11 protein-coding genes are annotated in these 17,312 nt (G+C 63.8%); 9 read left to right on the top strand and 2 right to left on the bottom strand.

Translation table 11 applies throughout. The features are described 5' to 3' along the window. Positions 1 to 60 precede the first annotated feature (60 nt). Both CA260_RS12755 and CA260_RS12750 read right to left on the bottom strand, forming a co-directional pair. Positions 61 to 2,073 (bottom strand): FAD-dependent oxidoreductase, encoded by a 2,013-nt coding sequence (locus CA260_RS12755; RefSeq protein WP_111983473.1) that lies wholly within the window; start codon positions 2,071 to 2,073, stop codon positions 61 to 63. Between the two features lie 199 nt (positions 2,074 to 2,272). After that, entirely contained in the window at positions 2,273 to 2,530 is a 258-nt protein-coding gene (locus tag CA260_RS12750; RefSeq protein ID WP_111983472.1) for an acyl-CoA-binding protein, read from the bottom strand. Between the two features lie 117 nt (positions 2,531 to 2,647). Between CA260_RS12750 and cmk the strand changes: the two genes are divergently transcribed. From cmk to CA260_RS12705, 9 genes are all read left to right on the top strand, one after another. Continuing rightward, entirely contained in the window at positions 2,648 to 3,328 is a 681-nt protein-coding gene (gene cmk, locus CA260_RS12745; RefSeq protein ID WP_172461837.1) for a (d)CMP kinase, read from the top strand. Positions 3,329 to 3,497: 169 nt separating this feature from the next. Next, the gene (rpsA, locus tag CA260_RS12740) at positions 3,498 to 5,171 is read left to right on the top strand and encodes a 30S ribosomal protein S1 (RefSeq protein ID WP_111983471.1); all 1,674 of its coding nucleotides are present in this window, start codon (positions 3,498 to 3,500) and stop codon (positions 5,169 to 5,171) included. A gap of 73 nt (positions 5,172 to 5,244) precedes the next feature. Then, positions 5,245 to 5,532, top strand: coding sequence for an integration host factor subunit beta (locus CA260_RS12735; RefSeq protein ID WP_038617081.1), 288 nt, complete (start codon positions 5,245 to 5,247; stop codon positions 5,530 to 5,532). Between the two features lie 181 nt (positions 5,533 to 5,713). Next, positions 5,714 to 5,974: a LapA family protein gene (locus CA260_RS12730; RefSeq protein WP_111983470.1), complete on the top strand. Its 261-nt coding sequence runs from the start codon at positions 5,714 to 5,716 to the stop codon at positions 5,972 to 5,974. Beyond that, entirely contained in the window at positions 5,971 to 7,146 is a 1,176-nt protein-coding gene (gene lapB, locus CA260_RS12725; RefSeq protein ID WP_111983469.1) for a lipopolysaccharide assembly protein LapB, read from the top strand. Before CA260_RS12730 ends, lapB begins: the two co-directional genes overlap by 4 nt. A gap of 7 nt (positions 7,147 to 7,153) precedes the next feature. Next, positions 7,154 to 8,185 carry an MraY family glycosyltransferase gene (locus CA260_RS12720; RefSeq protein WP_111983468.1) on the top strand — a complete coding sequence of 344 codons (1,032 nt, stop codon included), beginning with the start codon at positions 7,154 to 7,156 and terminating at the stop codon, positions 8,183 to 8,185. Then, a complete protein-coding gene (locus CA260_RS12715) occupies positions 8,172 to 10,067 on the top strand; it encodes a polysaccharide biosynthesis protein (RefSeq protein ID WP_111983467.1) in 1,896 nt (631 codons plus the stop codon). The genes CA260_RS12720 and CA260_RS12715 overlap by 14 nt, the downstream gene beginning before the upstream one ends. Beyond that, the gene (galU, locus tag CA260_RS12710; RefSeq protein ID WP_111983466.1) at positions 10,068 to 10,940 is read left to right on the top strand and encodes a UTP--glucose-1-phosphate uridylyltransferase GalU; all 873 of its coding nucleotides are present in this window, start codon (positions 10,068 to 10,070) and stop codon (positions 10,938 to 10,940) included. A 331-nt stretch (positions 10,941 to 11,271) separates the two neighbouring features. Further along, positions 11,272 to 17,301: an MG2 domain-containing protein gene (locus tag CA260_RS12705; RefSeq protein ID WP_111983465.1), complete on the top strand. Its 6,030-nt coding sequence runs from the start codon at positions 11,272 to 11,274 to the stop codon at positions 17,299 to 17,301. Positions 17,302 to 17,312: the final 11 nt, after the last annotated feature.

Raw genomic sequence — 17,312 nt, 5'->3', positions numbered from 1 at the left:
TTTATTGCCGCGGTCTCGCACAGGGTGCGCTCCCACGGCAGCACGGCACGGAGTCCGCTCTTACAGAGCAGCAGCCAGCCGCGTCCCCTGATCGATCGCACGCTTGGCATCGAGTTCGGCAGCCACATCCGCGCCACCGATGATGTGTGTCTTGATGCCGGCCCGGATCAATGCGTCCGCCAACGTGCGGTTCGGTTCCTGGCCCGCGCAAACGACCACATTGTCGACCGGCAAGACCTGTGCTTGGCCGTCGACGGTGATGTGCAGACCTTCGTCGTCGAAACGCTCGTAGGTGACGCCGCCAAGCATGGTCACGCCCTTGGCCTTCAGCGTGGCGCGATGCACCCAGCCGGTGGTCTTGTTGAGGCGCGCACCGGGGCGTCCTTCGCTGCGCTGAAGCAGCCATACTTTTCGCGCCGCTGCTTCAGGCCTTGCGGGTGCGATTCCACCTCGCGTATCCAGTTGCATGTCCACGCCCCATTCGCGCGTCCACCGCGTGACGTCCAGTGTCGGAGAAGGCTGGTGTTCGACGAGAAATTCGGCGACATCGAAGCCAATGCCGCCGGCGCCGATGATGGCGACGCGTGATCCCACTGGCCTGTCATGTGCAAGCACATCCAGATAGCTCAGCACACGGGGATCATCGCTGCCGGGAAAGCTCACGCGACGCGGCGTGATGCCGGTGGCGATGATGACTTCATCATGGCCTGTCAGCGTTTTTGCTTCCGCGGTTTGACGAAGTTGGACGGTGACGCCGGTGTCTTCGAGGCGATGGCGGAAATAGCGCAATGTCTCGTGGAATTCTTCCTTGCCTGGAATGCGCTTGGCGTAATTGAACTGGCCGCCGATATCGCTGGCCTGGTCGATCAGCGTCACCGCATGACCTCGTTCGGCCAGCGTCGTCGCGCATGCGAGCCCTGCAGGACCCGCGCCGACTACTGCGATGCTTTTCCTGGTCGTTACCGGGTCGATGCGCAGTTCCGTTTCGTGGCAGGCACGCGGGTTGAGCAGGCAGCTCGCGCGACGATTCTGGAAGACGTGATCGAGGCACGCCTGGTTGCAGGCGATGCAGGTATTGATGCGTTCGCTGCGACCGGCCTTGGCCTTGTTGGGCCACTCCGGGTCTGCCAGCAGCGGGCGCGCCATCGACACCATGTCCGCTTCGCCGTCGGCCAGGATCTGCTCGGCGACCTCGGGCATGTTGATGCGATTGGTGGTGATCAGCGGGATCGCCACTTCGCCCTTGAGCTTCTTCGTCACCCGCGCGAAACCGGCGCGCGGCACGCTGGTGACGATGGTCGGCACGCGCGCCTCGTGCCAGCCGATGCCGGTGTTGATGATGCTCGCGCCCGCTGCTTCGATGGCCTTGGCCAGCGTGACGATCTCACCCCAGTCCTGCGCGTTGTCCACCAGGTCGAGCATCGACAGGCGATAGATGATGATGAAATCGCGGCCTACCGCCTCACGCGTGCGACGCACGATGTCGATCGGCAAGCGCATGCGTTTTTCCGCGCTGCCTCCCCATGCATCGGTACGCTGGTTGGTACGTGCCGCGAGAAACTGATTGATCAAATAGCCTTCCGAACCCATCACTTCGACGCCGTCGTAACCGGCATCCTGCGCGAGCTTCGCGCAGCGGACGAAGTCGGCGATGGTGCGCTCGACGCCACGGCTGGAAAGCGCGCGCGGCGTAAATGGCGTGATGGGTGACTTGATCTTCGATGGCGCCACCGACAGCGGGTGGTAGCCGTAGCGACCCGCATGCAATATCTGCATGCACAGCTTGCCGCCTTCCGCGTGGACCGCACGGGTCAGCTTCCGATGGCGGCCGACGTGCCAGGGCAGGGTCATGCGTCCGCCAAAGGGCTTCAGCCAGCCCTGGATGCTGGGCGCGATACCGCCGGTCACCATCAGGCCCACGCCGCCGCGCGTCCGCTCGGCGAAATAGGCCGCGAGCTTGTCGTAGTCGGCTGCCTTGTCCTCCAGTCCCGTATGCATCGAGCCCATCAGGATGCGATTGGGCAGCGTGGTATGCCCGAGGTCGAGCGGGGAGAACAGGCGAGGGAAATTCATGGCGACCGTTGATGGGTTCAAACGATCGTATGAATGTGCCTGCTGGAAGCGTTTGAAAGCAAGGGGTGCGTGGCTGGCCGGGGATCTGGGAACGCATGTCGGCGCGCGCCTTGCCACCACGGTCGGCCGAAACATGAAGCTTCAACCTGGTCGGGTATCGGCCTTGGCGCCAAGTGCCGATGCCACGCCCCAGCTCGACTCACGCCAGCAGTTCGCGTACCAGTTCGATGTAGCGCTGCATCGCCTCGTCCTCGGACACGCCGCGCAACTGAGCCCACGCTTCGTACTTGGCGGTGCCTACGAAATCGAAGAAGCCAGGCTGCTCACCATGGATATTGCCTTCGGAACCCTGCTTGTAGAGGGCATAGAGCTTGAGCAGGGTGTCGTTGTCTGGCCGCTGGCCAAGCCGCTGGATGTCTTCGGCAGCCTGTTCGAATTCGTGGCGCAGATCGGTCATGGTGTGGACGTGCATGGTTCTGACGGACTTGAGAGAGGGCAACTGGACAACCCGCGTTCCGTGCGAGGACCAACGCGATAGCATATGCGTTTTCCTTCCCCGCCGTCAGGAGACCCCATGAGCCCATCCGCGTCCGTTCCCGTGCTGACCATCGACGGACCGTCGGGATCGGGCAAGGGCACCATCAGCCGTCTGGTGGCCGAGGAACTGGGCTGGCGGCTGCTGGACTCGGGGGCGCTGTACCGGGCGGTGGGCTACGCGGCGGGTGCCGAAGGGCTGGACCTGTCGGACGTGGACGCCGTCACCCGCTGCGCCCAGACAACCAAGATCCGCTTCCACGCAACAGCGGATGGCAGCGATACCCGGGTGCTGGTCAACGGCCACGACGCCACCGACGAACTGCGTACCGAAACGGCGGGGGCAGCGGCCTCGGCGATCGCCTCGATTCCCTCGGTGCGTCAAGCACTTGTGGACATGCAGCTGGCTTTCCGCAAGACCCCGGGACTGGTGGCGGACGGTCGCGACATGGGTACGGTGATCTTCCCAGATGCCCGGTTCAAGGTGTTCCTGACCGCCAGCGCCGCCGAACGGGCCAAAAGACGCTATAAGCAGTTGAAGGAAAAGGGGCTGAGCGTTACACTTGCTACCCTTCAGCGCGAGATCGAAGCGCGTGATGCCCGCGATGCCTCGCGGACGGTCGCGCCGCTCAAGCCGGCCGTGGACGCGGTTTTCATCGAAACCACCGGCATGGGCATCGAGGATGTCGTGGCGAAAGTATTGGCTGTCGTGCGGCCCTGAACGGGTTGCCGGCGGCTTTTGGTGCCCCTGAAGTGATCAGGGGTGTTTGGGTCAACGGTGACAAGGGAGCGATCCCGCGACACCCATAACCGGTGGGCCGACCGTCCGTGCGCCATGTCATCCAGGGCGTGCACAGGACCTAAGGCCTTTTCTCATTTCTGGAATCAACATGACTGAAAGTTTTGCCGAGCTGTTTGAACAGAGCCAACAGGCCATCTCCAAGCTGAAGCCGGGTGCCATCGTCACCGGCATCGTTGTGGAAATCCGCAACGACGTCGTCGTGATCAATGCTGGCCTCAAGAGCGAAGGCATCGTCCCGATCGAGCAGTTCAAGGACGAGGGTGGTGAGCTGGAAGTGCAGGTTGGCGACGAGGTGAAGGTTGCCCTCGACGCCCTCGAAGACGGCTTCGGCGAGACCAAGCTCTCCCGCGAGAAGGCCAAGCGTTCCATGGTGTGGGACGACCTCGAGGCAGCCTTCGACAAGGAAGAGACCATCACCGGCAAGATCTCCGGCAAGGTCAAGGGCGGTTTCACCGTCGACATCAAGGACGTCCGCGCATTCCTGCCGGGCTCGCTGGTCGACGTCCGTCCGGTCCGCGATCCGGTCTACCTGGAAGGCAAGGACCTCGAGTTCAAGATCATCAAGCTCGACCGCAAGCGCAACAACGTTGTGGTCAGCCGCCGCGCCGTCGTCGAGACCGAGTTCTCCGAGGAGCGCGAGAAGCTGCTTGAGCGCCTGACCGAAGGCGCAGTGGTCAAGGGCACGGTCAAGAACCTCACCGACTACGGCGCGTTCGTGGACCTGGGCGGTATCGACGGCCTGCTGCACATCACCGACATGGCGTGGAAGCGCGTGCGTCATCCGTCCGAAGTCGTCAACGTCGGCGACGAGCTGGACGTCCGCGTGCTGAAGTACGACCGCGAGCGCAACCGCGTGTCGCTGGGCCTCAAGCAGCTGGGTGACGATCCGTGGGTCGCCATCGCCCGTCGCTACCCGGTCGGCAGCCGCCTGTTCGGCAAGGTCTCCAACGTCACCGATTACGGCTGCTTCGTCGAGATCGAGCCGGGCGTGGAAGGCCTGGTCCACGTGTCCGAAATGGACTGGACCAACAAGAACGTCAACCCGGCCAAGGTCGTGCAGGTTGGTGACGAGACCGAAGTGATGGTGCTGGACGTGGATGAAGAGCGTCGCCGCATCTCGCTGGGTATCAAGCAGACCCGCTCGAACCCGTGGGAAGCCTTCGCCGCCATGCACAAGAAGGGCGACAAGGTGTCCGGTCAGATCAAGTCGATCACCGACTTCGGCATCTTCATCGGCCTGGACGGCGGCATCGACGGCCTGGTCCACCTGTCCGACATCTCGTGGCAGGCCTCGGGTGAAGACCTCGTCCGCAACTTCAAGAAGGGCGACGAGATCGAAGCCGTGGTGCTGGCCGTGGATCCGGAGCGCGAGCGCATCTCCCTCGGCATCAAGCAGATGGAGCAGGATCCGTTCGGTCAGTTCATGGCCACCAACCCGCGCGGCACCATCGTCAATGGCACCGTGAAGGAAGTGGATGCCAAGGGCGCCGTGATCGATCTGGGCGAAGGCGTCGAGGGTTACCTGCGCGCCAACGACATCGCCAAGGAGCGCATCGACGATGCGACCCAGCACCTGAAGGTGGGCGACAAGGTCGAAGCCAAGTTCACCGGCATGGACCGCAAGGGCCGCCAGCTGCAGCTGTCGATCCGCGCGAAGGACGAAGAAGAACTGCACGACGCCATGGCCGAGTACTCGAACGCCTCCGGCGGTACGACGAAGCTCGGTGCGCTGCTCAAGGAGCAGCTCAACAAGGCTGACTAAGCAGTAGCAGAAGGAAAGGCAGGGCGGCCATACGGCCGCCCTGTTTGGTTCACGTCACGGACATTGGGGACCCATGACCAAATCCGAATTGATCGAGGCGCTGGCACGGCGTCAGACCCATCTCGCGTTCGCTGATGTGGAGCTGGCGGTCAAAAGCGTGATCGAACAGATGAGCCATGCTCTGTCCCACGGCGAGCGCATCGAGGTCCGCGGTTTCGGCAGCTTCGCGCTGCATTACCGCCCGCCGCGCATGGGCCGCAATCCCAAGACGGGTGAAGCGGTTGCTCTGCCGGGCAAGCATGTCCCGCACTTCAAGCCGGGCAAGGAATTGCGCGAGCGAGTCAACATGGATCTGGTCTGATACCCGCACGCGGATATCACTGAAGAGATCAGCGAAGGCAGGCGGCGACAAGCCGTTCCTGCCTTCTTTTTTGCCTGCAGGTGACCGATTTGCGCGGCGAAGAGTGCGTCTTGCCCTGTTCCTGAACGGAGGGGCGATTTCGCGCCTGTGCCGGCCATCGGCAATCGGTTAAAGTCGCCGCATGCGACTGATCGTGACGCTAATCCTCCTGCTCTTCATTGCCGTGGGCATCGTGCTGGGCGCTCTGAATGCCGACCTGGTCGGCTATGACCTCGGCTTTGCGCGGCTGGAAGTGCCCAAGGGGGCGGCTCTGCTGCTGGCCCTCGTGATCGGGTGGCTGCTGGGTGGCCTCACCGCTTGGCTGGGTGTCAGCTTCCGCCACCGGCGCCAGCGCCGCCAGGCGCCCGCCAGCAAGACCAAGACCTCGCCGGCCGGCGCATGAGCGCACTTCAGTATGTCCTCATCCTGCTGGTGCCCGCAGCATTCGCCAGCGGCTGGCTGACCGCCAGGAAAGCAGGAGCGCGCCGCTCGGGTGCGCAGGTCAGCGAACTGTCTTCCGATTACTTCCGAGGCCTCAACTACCTGCTCAACGAGGAGCAGGACAAGGCCATCGAAGTGTTCCTCAAGCTGGCCGAATACAACCGCGACACCGTGGAAACGCACTTAGCGTTAGGCAACCTGTTCCGTCGACGAGGCGAAGTGGACCGAGCCATCCGCCTGCACCAGCATCTGGTATCGCGCCCGGGCCTGTCGGACGCGATGAAGACGGTCGCGCTGCTGGAACTGGGCGAGGATTACATGCGCGCCGGATTGCTGGACCGTGCGGAAACGCTGTTCTCCGACCTGGTGGCGATGGACGCCCATGCGCCTTCGGCCTTGCGCCACCTGATCGCGATCTACCAGCACGAACGCGATTGGCACAAGGCGATCGAACATGCACGCCGCCTGGAGGCAATGACCGGCGAAGACGAAGCCGACATGGTCGCGCAGTTCTATTGCGAGCTGGCCGAGCAATCGCGACAGCACGGTGCGCGCCAGGACGCGCGCGAATATCTCCGCCAGGCCTTTTCCTGCCAGGCGAACTGCGTGCGCGCCTTCATGTTGACCGGGCGGCTCTACGCGGAAGAAGGCCAGCACGCCGAAGCCGCCAAGGCCTATGAGCAAGCCGTGGAGGCGGATATCGCCTTCGTGCCGGAGATCCTGCCGCCGCTGCTCAACAGCTACGCACGCTCGCAGCAGATGGAGCATGCCGAGCATTTCCTGCGTGACATCCTCGATCGCTATCACGGCATTTCGCCAGTGTTGGCGCTGACGCGCCTGTATCAGCAGCGCGATGGCGAACGCACCGCGATCGAGTTCCTCACGTCGCAACTTCGCCAGCGTCCTTCGGTGCGCGGCCTGATGGCCTTGATCGACGCCACCATGGACAAGATCGAGGGGGAGGCGCGCGAGAACTTCCTGATCCTGCGCGATCTCACCAAGAAGCTGCTGGAAGGGCAGGCGATGTATCGCTGCAGCCGTTGTGGCTTCGGCGCCAAGGCCCATCACTGGCAGTGTCCCAGCTGCAAGAGCTGGAGCACGATCCGCCCGATCCACGGCGTCGCCAACGAATGAGGCGCGGATGAGCCCGACTTCGCTGGCGATAGGGATGGTGCTGGCCTCGTTGGTGATCTCCCTGGCCGTGGTGCGCGGCGCGATCGCCTATGCCCATCACCGGGGCATGATGGACCTGCCCGGGCAGCGGCGCTCGCACACCATTCCCACGCCGCGGGGTGGCGGCATCGGTATCGTGGTGGCTGCGCTGGCGACCCTTCCTGCCGCCTTGGCGCTATTGCCCGGAGCGTGGTCCGCGCCGGTCGTGGCCGCATTGGCCGTGGCCACCGTATCGGTCGCGGCGGTGGGCTGGTGGGACGATCATCACCCCTTGCCGGTGCTTCCGCGCTTCGGCATCCAGTTGCTCTCGGCTTCGCTCGTTGCGGCAGCGTTTGTCATGGGGGGCATGTCAGTCTGGTGGCTGCCCTTGGTGGTGCTGGCCGGCACCTGGAGCATCAACCTGCACAACTTCATGGACGGCATCGACGGCCTGCTGGCCCAGCAGGTGGTCTTCGTCAGCCTGGGCCTGGCCCTCCTGGCCTGGGGGGCGGCTCAGCCTGCCCTGGCCGGTGCGGCGGCTTGTCTGGCCGGTGCGGCATTGGGCTTCTGGTACTTCAACCGGCCCCGGGCCCGTATTTTCATGGGGGACGTGGGCAGCGGGACCATGGGGCTGCTCCTGTTCGCCCTGACGGCCATGCTTTGGCGGGTCGATTGGCACCTGCTGTGGTCGGCCCTGATCCTCAGTTCATCTTTTGTAGCGGACGCAACCCTTACTCTGTTGGCCCGTATGGCGAGTGGTCGCCGTTGGTACACTGCCCATCGCGAGCATCTGTATCAATGGCTGGTTCGCAGCGGCTTCACGCATGCAACGGGGGGAGCGTGCTATCTGGCCTGGAATCTGTTGGTGGCGGCGCCGTTGGCCGCGCTGGCGTGGTTCCGGCCGACTTGGTCTGTACCGTTGTTCCTCGGTACCTATCTGATAGCGGCCACCGTATGGATACTCATGAAACGCCAGTGTCTTGGGCGTGTTTCGAACAAGGGCCGTCATGTCATTTCGTAAGCTGATCGGTGTCATCCATCCGCGCATGGCCGTGGTCATCCACGACCTGCTGATGGCTGCGCTGGCCTGGTGGGTGGCCAAGGCCTTGCGCTACGCGCTGATCGACAACGCGGCGATCAACTTCCACGTGCTCGAATTCCCGCTGGTGCTGCTGGTGCAGGGCGCCGTGCTGAGCTGGACGGGCCTGTACAAGGGCGTGTGGCGGTTCGCGAGCCTGCCTGACCTGTGGAACATCTTCCGCGCGGCCGTACTGGGCGCGCTGGCTATCGCCGCCGCGCTGATGCTCTACAACCGCCTCGAGGACGTGCCTCGTTCGGTGCTGCTGCTGTATCCGATGGTGCTTGCCGTCCTGCTGGGCACGCCGCGGCTGGCCTACCGCTTCTGGAAGGACAGCCGACTCGACCTGTTCCAGGACAAACCCCTGCAGCGCGTGCTGATCGTGGGCGCGGACCGTGCCGGTGAGGCCCTGTCCCGCGACCTGCATCGGGACAGCGGCTATACCGTGGTCGGCTTCGTCGACGACAAGGAAAGTCTGCGCGGTGCCAGCATCAACGGCCGCCCAGTACTCGGTCGCATCGACCAGATTCCGCAGCTCGCGCGCGAAGTGGCCGCACAGATGCTGCTGATTGCCATGCCCGGCGCCTCCACCCAGGAAATGCGCCGCATCGTCGAACTGTGCGATCAAAGCGGGTTGCCTTACCGCACCGTACCGAAGCTGGAAGACGTCGTTTCCGGCCGCGCGCACTTCAACGAGATCAAGGAAGTCGCCATCGAGGACCTGCTGGGTCGCGACACGGTGGAACTCGACTGGACGGCCATTCGCGTGACGCTGACCGGCCGGCGCGTGCTGGTCACCGGCGGTGGCGGCTCGATTGGCTCGGAGCTCTGCCGCCAGGTGGCGCGCCTGGGAGCGCAGTCGCTCTGCGTGGTGGACAACAGCGAGTACAACCTCTATCGCATTTCGCAGGAGCTTCGCGCGGAATATCCCGAGCTGCTGTACGAAGCCGTGCTGGCCGATTGCGGCGATCCGGCCGCGATGCGCAAGCTGTTCGGCGAATACAAGCCGCAGGTGGTGTTCCACGCTGCCGCCTACAAGCATGTGCCGTTGCTGCAGGGCCAGTTGCGTGCAGCCTTCCGCAACAACGTGCTGGCCACGCGCAACGTCGCCGATCTCGCCGACCGTCATGCGGTGGAATGCTTCGTACTGATTTCCACCGACAAGGCGGTCAACCCGACCAGCGTGATGGGCGCCTGCAAGCGCATGGCGGAAATCTGGTGCCAGAACCTCAACGAGCATTCGCAGACGCACTTTATCACCGTGCGTTTCGGCAACGTGCTCGATTCGGCCGGCTCCGTCGTGCCGCTGTTCCGCCAGCAGATCCGCAATGGTGGGCCGGTCACCATCACGCATCCGGAGATCTCGCGCTACTTCATGACCATTCCCGAGGCCTGCCAATTGATCCTGCAGGCGGCCAGCATCGGCAAGGGCGGCGAGATCTTCGCGCTGGACATGGGCGAGCCGATCAAGATCCGCGATCTGGCCGAACAGATGATTCGCCTGGCGGGCCGCAAGCCGGGCACCGAGATCCCGATCGTCTATACCGGCCTGCGCGCGGGCGAGAAATTATTCGAAGAGCTGTTCCATCCCCTCGAGAACTATGTCGAAACGACGCACGCGAAGATCTTCCTCGCGCAGTATCGTCAGGTGAAGTGGGACGTGCTCAATGCACAGTTGGCCAAGGCAGCCGATGCCGTGGTCGCTTATGACGAGGATACGTTGCGCCAGTGCGTGTCCAACCTGCTGCCCTCGTTCCGCTGGAGCGAGACGCCGCAACCGGACAACGTGGTGACGCTGCGTCGCAGCGAATCAGGAGAGAAGTAAGTGAGCAAGCCGTTGCGCAAGGTGGTGTTCCCGGTGGCCGGTCTGGGCACGCGTTTCCTGCCCGCCACCAAGGTGGTCGCCAAGGAAATGCTGCCTGTTCTGGATCGTCCGCTGATCCAGTACGCCGTGGACGAGGCCGTGGATGCCGGCGCGGATACGCTGGTGTTCGTGACCAATCGCTACAAGCACGCCATCGCCGATTATTTCGACAAGGCCTACGAACTCGAGGCCAAGCTGCAGGAGAAGGGCAAGGACGAACTGCTCGCGCTCGTGCAGGGCACGCTGCCCAGGCACGTGCGTGCGATCTTCGTGACCCAGCCCGAGGCGCTCGGCCTTGGCCACGCGGTGCTGTGCGCCAAGCCGGTGGTGGGTGATGAGCCGTTCGGCGTGATCCTTCCTGACGACCTTATCTGGAACACGGGCAAGGGCGCGCTGCGCCAGATGGCCGAGTTGGCCGAAACGCAGAACGCCGGTGTGATCGCGGTGGAAGAAGTGCCGCAGAACGACACCGACAAGTACGGCATCGTCGACGCCACCCCGATCGACGAGCGCAGCGCGCAGATCCGCCACATGGTGGAGAAGCCCAAGCCGGCCGACGCACCGTCGAACCTGGCCGTGGTTGGCCGCTACGTGCTGCCCGGCCGCATCTTCCAGTTGCTGGAACAGACCACCCCGGGCGCCGGCGGCGAAATCCAGCTGACCGATGCCATCGAAGCGCTGCTCAAGGAACAGGGCAAGGTGCTTGCCTACCGTTTCGAAGGTACCCGCTTTGACTGTGGCAACAAGGCCGGCCTGGTGCGTGCCACCATGCACATGGCCCTGCAGGACCCCAAGCTTGCGCCGGTCGTGCGCGAGCTCATGGCAGCACTCTGAGCAGCGGCCGGCCACCGGCCGCAAGGCCGGTGGCTCTCCCTTGCCGGACGTTCCGGTTTTTGCCCTGCTGCAGGTCGGGCTTCTACCCGCGAGGCATCAGCCGGCGGATGGCGAACCGGTAAGAATCAGACTTATCCGACTGCGTCTTTGACGGGCGCGTGCCAGAATCCTTCCCGCGTTCCGCCATCTTCGGCGGGCAATCTAGTCATGGGGTTCACCGATGATCGTCGGGTCCGCTTCGTAAGAGGCGGGCGTTTCGGCGTATCCGGTGCATAGCCCGGGCCGGCTGCCGCCGTCTTCGTGTTCATTGGATGAAAACCAGGGAAGCATCATGGATCTGTTGCGGTTTCTGCTGCTGTTGCCGTTGCGCCTGCTGCGCGGCTTGTTGGCTGGCATGGCGCTCGTATTGCGGCCCTTGCTGGGGCAGATCAGCTGGTCGGCACCGGCGTGGATGCCGGCCACAGGCAGATGGATTCGCCACCGTCCCCTGCGTGCCGCCGGCACGCTGGTAGCCGCACTGGTACTGGGTGCGGGCGGGTGGTTCGGCTGGCAGTGGTACCAGAACCGGCCCAAGCCGGTGGAACCTTTGCGAATCACCTGGTCCGTCGACGCGCCGGCCATCACCGACTACACCCAGCAGCCCATCGTCATCCATCCCCTGACGGTGAATTTCTCAGGCTCCGCCGCGCCCATCGAACAGGTAGGCAAGCCGGTGACGACCGGGGTCGTGATGCAACCGGCGACCAAGGGCCAGTGGACCTGGGTGGACGATCACACCCTGCGCTTCACGCCGGCGGAAGATTGGCCGGTCGGGCGCCACTATGAAGTCCGTTTCGACACGGCAAAGGCTTTCGCCGGCCATGTGCTGATGGCGGATGACCATTTCAGCTTTGATACCGTCGCCTTCTCGGCGAAGGCGGAGCGTGGCGAGTTCTATCAGGACCCGCAGGATGCCACCGCGAAGAAGACCATTCTTCCGGTCACCTTCAACTATCCCGTCGATACGGCCGACTTCGAGAAGCGCATCAACGTCGGGCTGGCGCAGCGCGGCAGTCGCGATACGGTACTGAAGTACACGGTGACCTACGACCAGTACAAGCTGCACGCGTGGATCCATTCGCAGCCCCTGTCGCTGCCGCGCGACGAAAGCAGCGTGAACTACAACATCGACAAGGGCGTGCGCAGTGTCCGTGGCGGCGATGGCGTGGCCGATGCAATCAAGGCGCAGATACGTGTTCCCGGCCTCTACAGCCTCACCATCGACGGCATCGATCCCACCCTGGTCGACAATGAAAAGTACGAGCCCGAGCAGGTACTGGTCGTCAACGTCGGCGGCACAGTGCGTGACAGCGAACTCGCCGGCCTGACCAAGGCCTGGATTCTTCCCGCTCGCAAGGCCGGCGTGGAGCGGGCGAGTGATGCGCCGCCTTATGACTGGACGACCGCTGACGTCGGTGATGCGGAACTGCGCCAGGCGCAACCGCTGAAGCTCGAACTCGTGCCCACCGAAAACGACTACGAGGCGGTGCAAAGCTTCAAGTACCACGCCGAGCCGGGCCAGCGCATCTATGTACGCGTCGACAAAGGCCTGAAGTCGTTCGGCGGCTACATCCTGGGCAAGCCGAGCGCTGCAGTGGTCGAGGTTCCCAATTATCCCAAGCTGTTGCGTTTCATGGCCGACGGCTCGCTGCTGTCGATCTCCGGCAGCAAGCGCATTTCCGTGGTGTCTCGCAACCTGCCTGGGCTGCGCATGGAGATCGGCCGTGTGCTGCCCGATCAGCTGCAGCATCTGGTGAGCCTCAACCAGGGTAGCTATGCGCGTCCTGAATTGAGCTATGCCTTCAGCGAAGACCATATCGTCGAGCGCTTCGAGCAGAAGCGCAGCTTCCCCAAGGGCGATCCGGCCAAGGCCCATTACGAAGGCATCGACCTGGGCCAATACCTGAAGGAAGGCAAGCGCGGCGTGTTCCTGCTGCACCTGTCCAGTTATGACGCCGTCGCCGAGAAGAAGCGCGAGGACGCGCGCAAGGCGGCGGAGAACGAACCGCAGGCCGCACCTCGCAACGACAGTGCCGATGCGGAATCGGATGGCGAGGAAGCTGAGCAGGGCGAGATGTCCGAAAACGACGTTGACGACAGCTCGGTGCCCACCGATACCCGCATGATCGTCGTCACTGACCTGGGCATGCTGGTGAAGCGTTCGCTCGATGGCAGCCAGGATGTGTTCGTGCAGTCGATCCGCACGGGACAGCCGGTGGCTGGCGCCAATGTGGCCGTGCTCGCCGTCAACGGACAAACACTGTTCAACGAGACGACGTCCGCCGATGGCGTGGTGCATTTCCCCACGTTCAAGGGGCTGGAGCGCGAAAAGCAGCCGACGCTGTACGTCGTGAAGAAAGCGGACGATCTGTCATTCCTGCCGATCGGCGGTTCCACCAGCTATGACCGCAAGCTTGATTTCTCCCGCTTCGACGTGGGCGGCGAGCGCAACGCGCAGAACGATGGTCAGTTGTCGGCCTATCTGTTCTCGGATCGCGGCATTTATCGGCCGGGCGATACATTCCACGTCGGCCTGATCGTTCGTGCTGCCAGTTGGACGCGCAGCGTGGTCGGCATTCCGCTACAGGCGGAGATCGTCGATCCGCGCGGCATGACGGTGAAGCAGCTGCCGATGTCGATGGATGCGACAGGCTTTGGCGAGCTGGAGTACGCGCCTGCCGAAACCGCACCCACCGGCACGTGGACGGTGAACCTGTACATCGTGAAGGACGGCAAGGCTGGCGCGCAGATCGGCAGCACCACCGTGCAGGTGAAGGAGTTCCTGCCTGACCGCATGAAGGTCGAGGCGCGCCTGGCCGGCCAGGTGTCCGAAGGCTGGGTCAAGCCTGATCAGGTCAAGGGCATCGTGGATGCGATGAACCTGTTCGGTACGCCGGCGGCGAACCGCCGGGTGGAAGCGTCGCTGACGCTGCGTCCGGCATGGCCGGCATTCCGCAGCTGGAAGGACTATCACTTCTATGACCCGCGCCGGGCCAAGGAGGGATACGAGGAGCCGTTGCAGGATGGCAAGACCGACGACAAGGGCCATGCCGAGTTCGATCTCGACCTGAAGAAGTACGCCGACGCCACCTACCAGCTCTATTTCCTGGCCAAGGCCTACGAGCCCGAGGGCGGACGCAGCGTGGCCGCGGCCGCGCAGACCCTGGTGTCGAACAACGACTGGCTGGTCGGTTACAAGGCGGTCGACAACCTCGATTACGTGAATCGCGATACGCCGCGCAGCGTGCATCTGGTGGCGATCGACCACACGGCCAAGGCGATGGCACTGAAGGAGCTGAAGGCGCGGCTGGTCGAGCGTCGCTACATCTCCGTGCTGACCAAGCAGGATTCGGGCGTCTACAAGTACCAGTCCAAGCTCAAGGAAATCACGGTCAACGAACAGGCCTTGTCGCTTCCTGCGGAGGGCATGGACTACGCCTTGCCCACCGACAAGCCCGGCAACTACGCGCTGGTGATCCTGCGCAGCAGTGACGGCATCGAAGTGAACCGCGTGGAGTATTCGGTGGCGGGCGCCGCCAACGTGTCGCGCTCGCTCGATCGCAACGCCGAGCTGCAGCTCAACCTCAGCAAGGAAGACTATGCACCGGGCGAAACGGTGGACATCGCCATCCGCGCCCCGTATGCGGGTAGCGGCCTGATCACCATCGAGCGCGACAAGGTGTACGCGCATGCGTGGTTCCATGCCGACACCAGCAGCTCGGTTCAGCACATCACCGTGCCCGCCAGCTTCGAGGGCAACGGCTACATCAACGTGCAGTACATCCGCGATCCGTCCTCGGACGAGATCTTCATGAGTCCGCTCAGCTATGGCGTGGTGCCGTTCTCGGTCAACCTCGACGCGCGTCGCAATGCGATCAAGGTGGATGCGCCAGCGGTGGTGAAGCCTGGCGAAACGGTAACGCTCAAGTTGAGCGCACCGCAGCCTACGCGTGCGGTGGTGTTCGCCGTGGACGAGGGCATCCTGCAGGTCGCGCGCTACAAGCTGGGTGATCCGCTGAAGTTCTTCTTTCGCAAGCGCATGCTGGAAGTGGGCACCTCGCAGATCCTCGACCTGATCCTGCCGGATTTCGAGAAGCTGATGGCCATGGCGGCGCCGGGCGGCGATGCGGATGCCGCGATCGGTCGCCAGCTCAATCCGTTCAAGCGCAAGCGCGACAAGCCGGTGGCCTATTGGTCGGGCATCATCGACGTGAACGGCGAGACCGAGCTGCGTTACCAGGTGCCGGACTACTTCAACGGCAAGCTGCGCGTGATGGCTGTCGCGGTGTCGCCGGAGCGCATCGGTACTTTCGAGGGCGCCACCACGGTGCGCGGTGATTTCGTGCTGTCGCCGAATGTGCCCACCACGTTGGCACCGGGCGACGAGGTCGAGGTCAGCGTGGGCGTGGCCAACAATCTCACCGGGCTCGGCGGCAAGCAGGTACCGGTGGCAGTGACGCTGAAGACGGGGCCGCAGCTGCAGGTAGTCGGTACGCCGACGCAGAACGTCAGCCTTGGCGAAATGCGCGAAGGCGTGGTCACGTTCCGGGTCAAGGCGACCGACAAGCTGGGCTCGGGCAACCTGAGCTTCGTCGCCGGTTACGCCGACAAGTCGGCGCGGCAGAGCGTGGATGTGTCGGTGCGACCGGCATCGGCTTATCGCACCCAGGTCGACGTGGGGCGCGTCGATGCGAACAGCAAGGTGGACCAGCCGGACCTGCGCCGCATGTACGGCGAGTACGCTTCGCGCGATGCAGCCATCTCGAACATACCGGTGGTGTTGTCGGGCGGCCTGACCAGCTATCTCATCAACTTCCAGCATTACTGCAGCGAGCAGATCGTTAGCTCTGCGATGCCGCGCCTGGTGTTGTCGAAGTGGCCCCAGGTGAAGGTATTCGCCGACGCACTGCAGCCGAAGCTCGAGGGCAAGAAGCTCAGCAATGAAGAGGCGCTTGCGCAGTTCCTCGATGTGCTGCACACCCGCCAGAACGGGCAGGGTGGGTTCGGTCTGTGGTCGGCAACGCCGGACGCCGATCCGTTTGTCTCGACCTATGCCATGCACTTCCTGCTGGAGGCACGCGAGCGCGGCATGACGGTGCCGCGTGACATGTTCGATGCGGGCAACCGTTACCTGCACCAGCTGGCGGCCGACGATACGCTCGATGGCCTCGACCTGGTGCGCCAACGCGCCTATGCGGTCTATCTGCTGACCCGCCAGGGCAACGTCACCACCAACGACCTCGCGGCCGTGCAGAAGCGCCTGCAGGAAGCCTACCCGGACCAGTGGCGCAACGATCTCGCGGCGGCGTGGCTGGCTGCGTCGTACCAGTTGCTGAAGCAGGACAAGCAGGCAGCCCAGCTCATGGCCGGCCCGCAGAAGCTGCTGGAACGTACCTCGGCGGACAAGGATTACCGCTATGGCTATTACTACGATCCATTGATCCGCGACGCGAGCACCTTGTACCTGCTGAGCAAGCACTTCCCGGAGCGCGCCAAGGCACTGTCACCGCGCGTGATGGAGAACCTGACCTGGCCGCTGGCGCATGGCTGGTACAACACGCTGTCTTCATCGATGACGATGCTGGCCCTGGATACCTATGCCACGCAGGCCGGCGGCGATCTGGACAAGCTGCACATCGACGAGGTGCACGCTGACGGCAGCGTCAAGGCCATCGCTTCCTCGCAAGGCAATCTGTTGCAGGCAGGCAGCTGGGATGCCGCGGTGAATCGCCTGCGCTTTACCAACGAGAGCGCGTTGACGGCCTGGCGCGTGGTGAGCCAGGGCGGTTACGACCGCGACGTGGCGAACAAGGCGATCAAGGACGGCCTGGAGATCACCCGCGACTACACCGACGTGAATGGCAAGGCGATCGACCAGGTGACGCTTGGCCAGGAAGTCGACGTGCATCTGAAGATACGCGCTACGGGTAACGACGGCGTGGGCAACGTGGCCATCGTGGACCTGTTGCCGGGTGGCTTCGAACCGGTGATCCAGCCGCCGCCGGTCGTGACCGACCAGTCGTCGAATGGCGATGCGCAGGAGGACGCGGGCGGCGACAGCACAGCGAAGCCTGGCGAATGGCGTTCGCCCATCGGTGTCGGCAAGGCGACGTGGCGTCTGGAGTACGCGGATATCCGTGAGGACCGCGTGGTGCTCTACGGCGATGCGCTGCCGGATGTCGGCGAGTTCGTCTATCGCATCAAGGCCACCAACGCCGGCAAGTTCATCGTGCCGCCGGCCTACGGTGAATCGCTGTACGACCGGCGCGTGCAAGCGCGTACGGCTGGCGGCGCGATCTTGAACGTCGTGCGTCAGCCTTGAATTGATGACGC

It is taken from the genome of Dyella jiangningensis (genome assembly GCF_003264855.1).
Lineage (GTDB): Bacteria > Pseudomonadota > Gammaproteobacteria > Xanthomonadales > Rhodanobacteraceae > Dyella > Dyella jiangningensis_C.
The sequence above is the reverse complement of the archived record's forward strand: the minus strand, read 5'-3'. Positions and strand labels throughout refer to the sequence as shown.

Bases quoted from the DNA above. Each gene is read 5' to 3' on its own strand.
- CA260_RS12735 (WP_038617081.1), top strand. From the start codon at position 5,245: ATGACCAAATCCGAATTGATCGAGGCGCTGGCACGGCGTCAGACCCAT.
- CA260_RS12705 (WP_111983465.1), top strand. From the start codon at position 11,272: ATGGATCTGTTGCGGTTTCTGCTGCTGTTGCCGTTGCGCCTGCTGCGC.
- rpsA (WP_111983471.1), top strand. From the start codon at position 3,498: ATGACTGAAAGTTTTGCCGAGCTGTTTGAACAGAGCCAACAGGCCATC.
- CA260_RS12750 (WP_111983472.1), bottom strand. From the start codon at position 2,530: ATGACCGATCTGCGCCACGAATTCGAACAGGCTGCCGAAGACATCCAG.
- CA260_RS12715 (WP_111983467.1), top strand. From the start codon at position 8,172: ATGTCATTTCGTAAGCTGATCGGTGTCATCCATCCGCGCATGGCCGTG.
- CA260_RS12730 (WP_111983470.1), top strand. From the start codon at position 5,714: ATGCGACTGATCGTGACGCTAATCCTCCTGCTCTTCATTGCCGTGGGC.
- CA260_RS12720 (WP_111983468.1), top strand. From the start codon at position 7,154: ATGAGCCCGACTTCGCTGGCGATAGGGATGGTGCTGGCCTCGTTGGTG.
- CA260_RS12755 (WP_111983473.1), bottom strand. From the start codon at position 2,073: ATGAATTTCCCTCGCCTGTTCTCCCCGCTCGACCTCGGGCATACCACG.
- cmk (WP_172461837.1), top strand. From the start codon at position 2,648: ATGAGCCCATCCGCGTCCGTTCCCGTGCTGACCATCGACGGACCGTCG.
- lapB (WP_111983469.1), top strand. From the start codon at position 5,971: ATGAGCGCACTTCAGTATGTCCTCATCCTGCTGGTGCCCGCAGCATTC.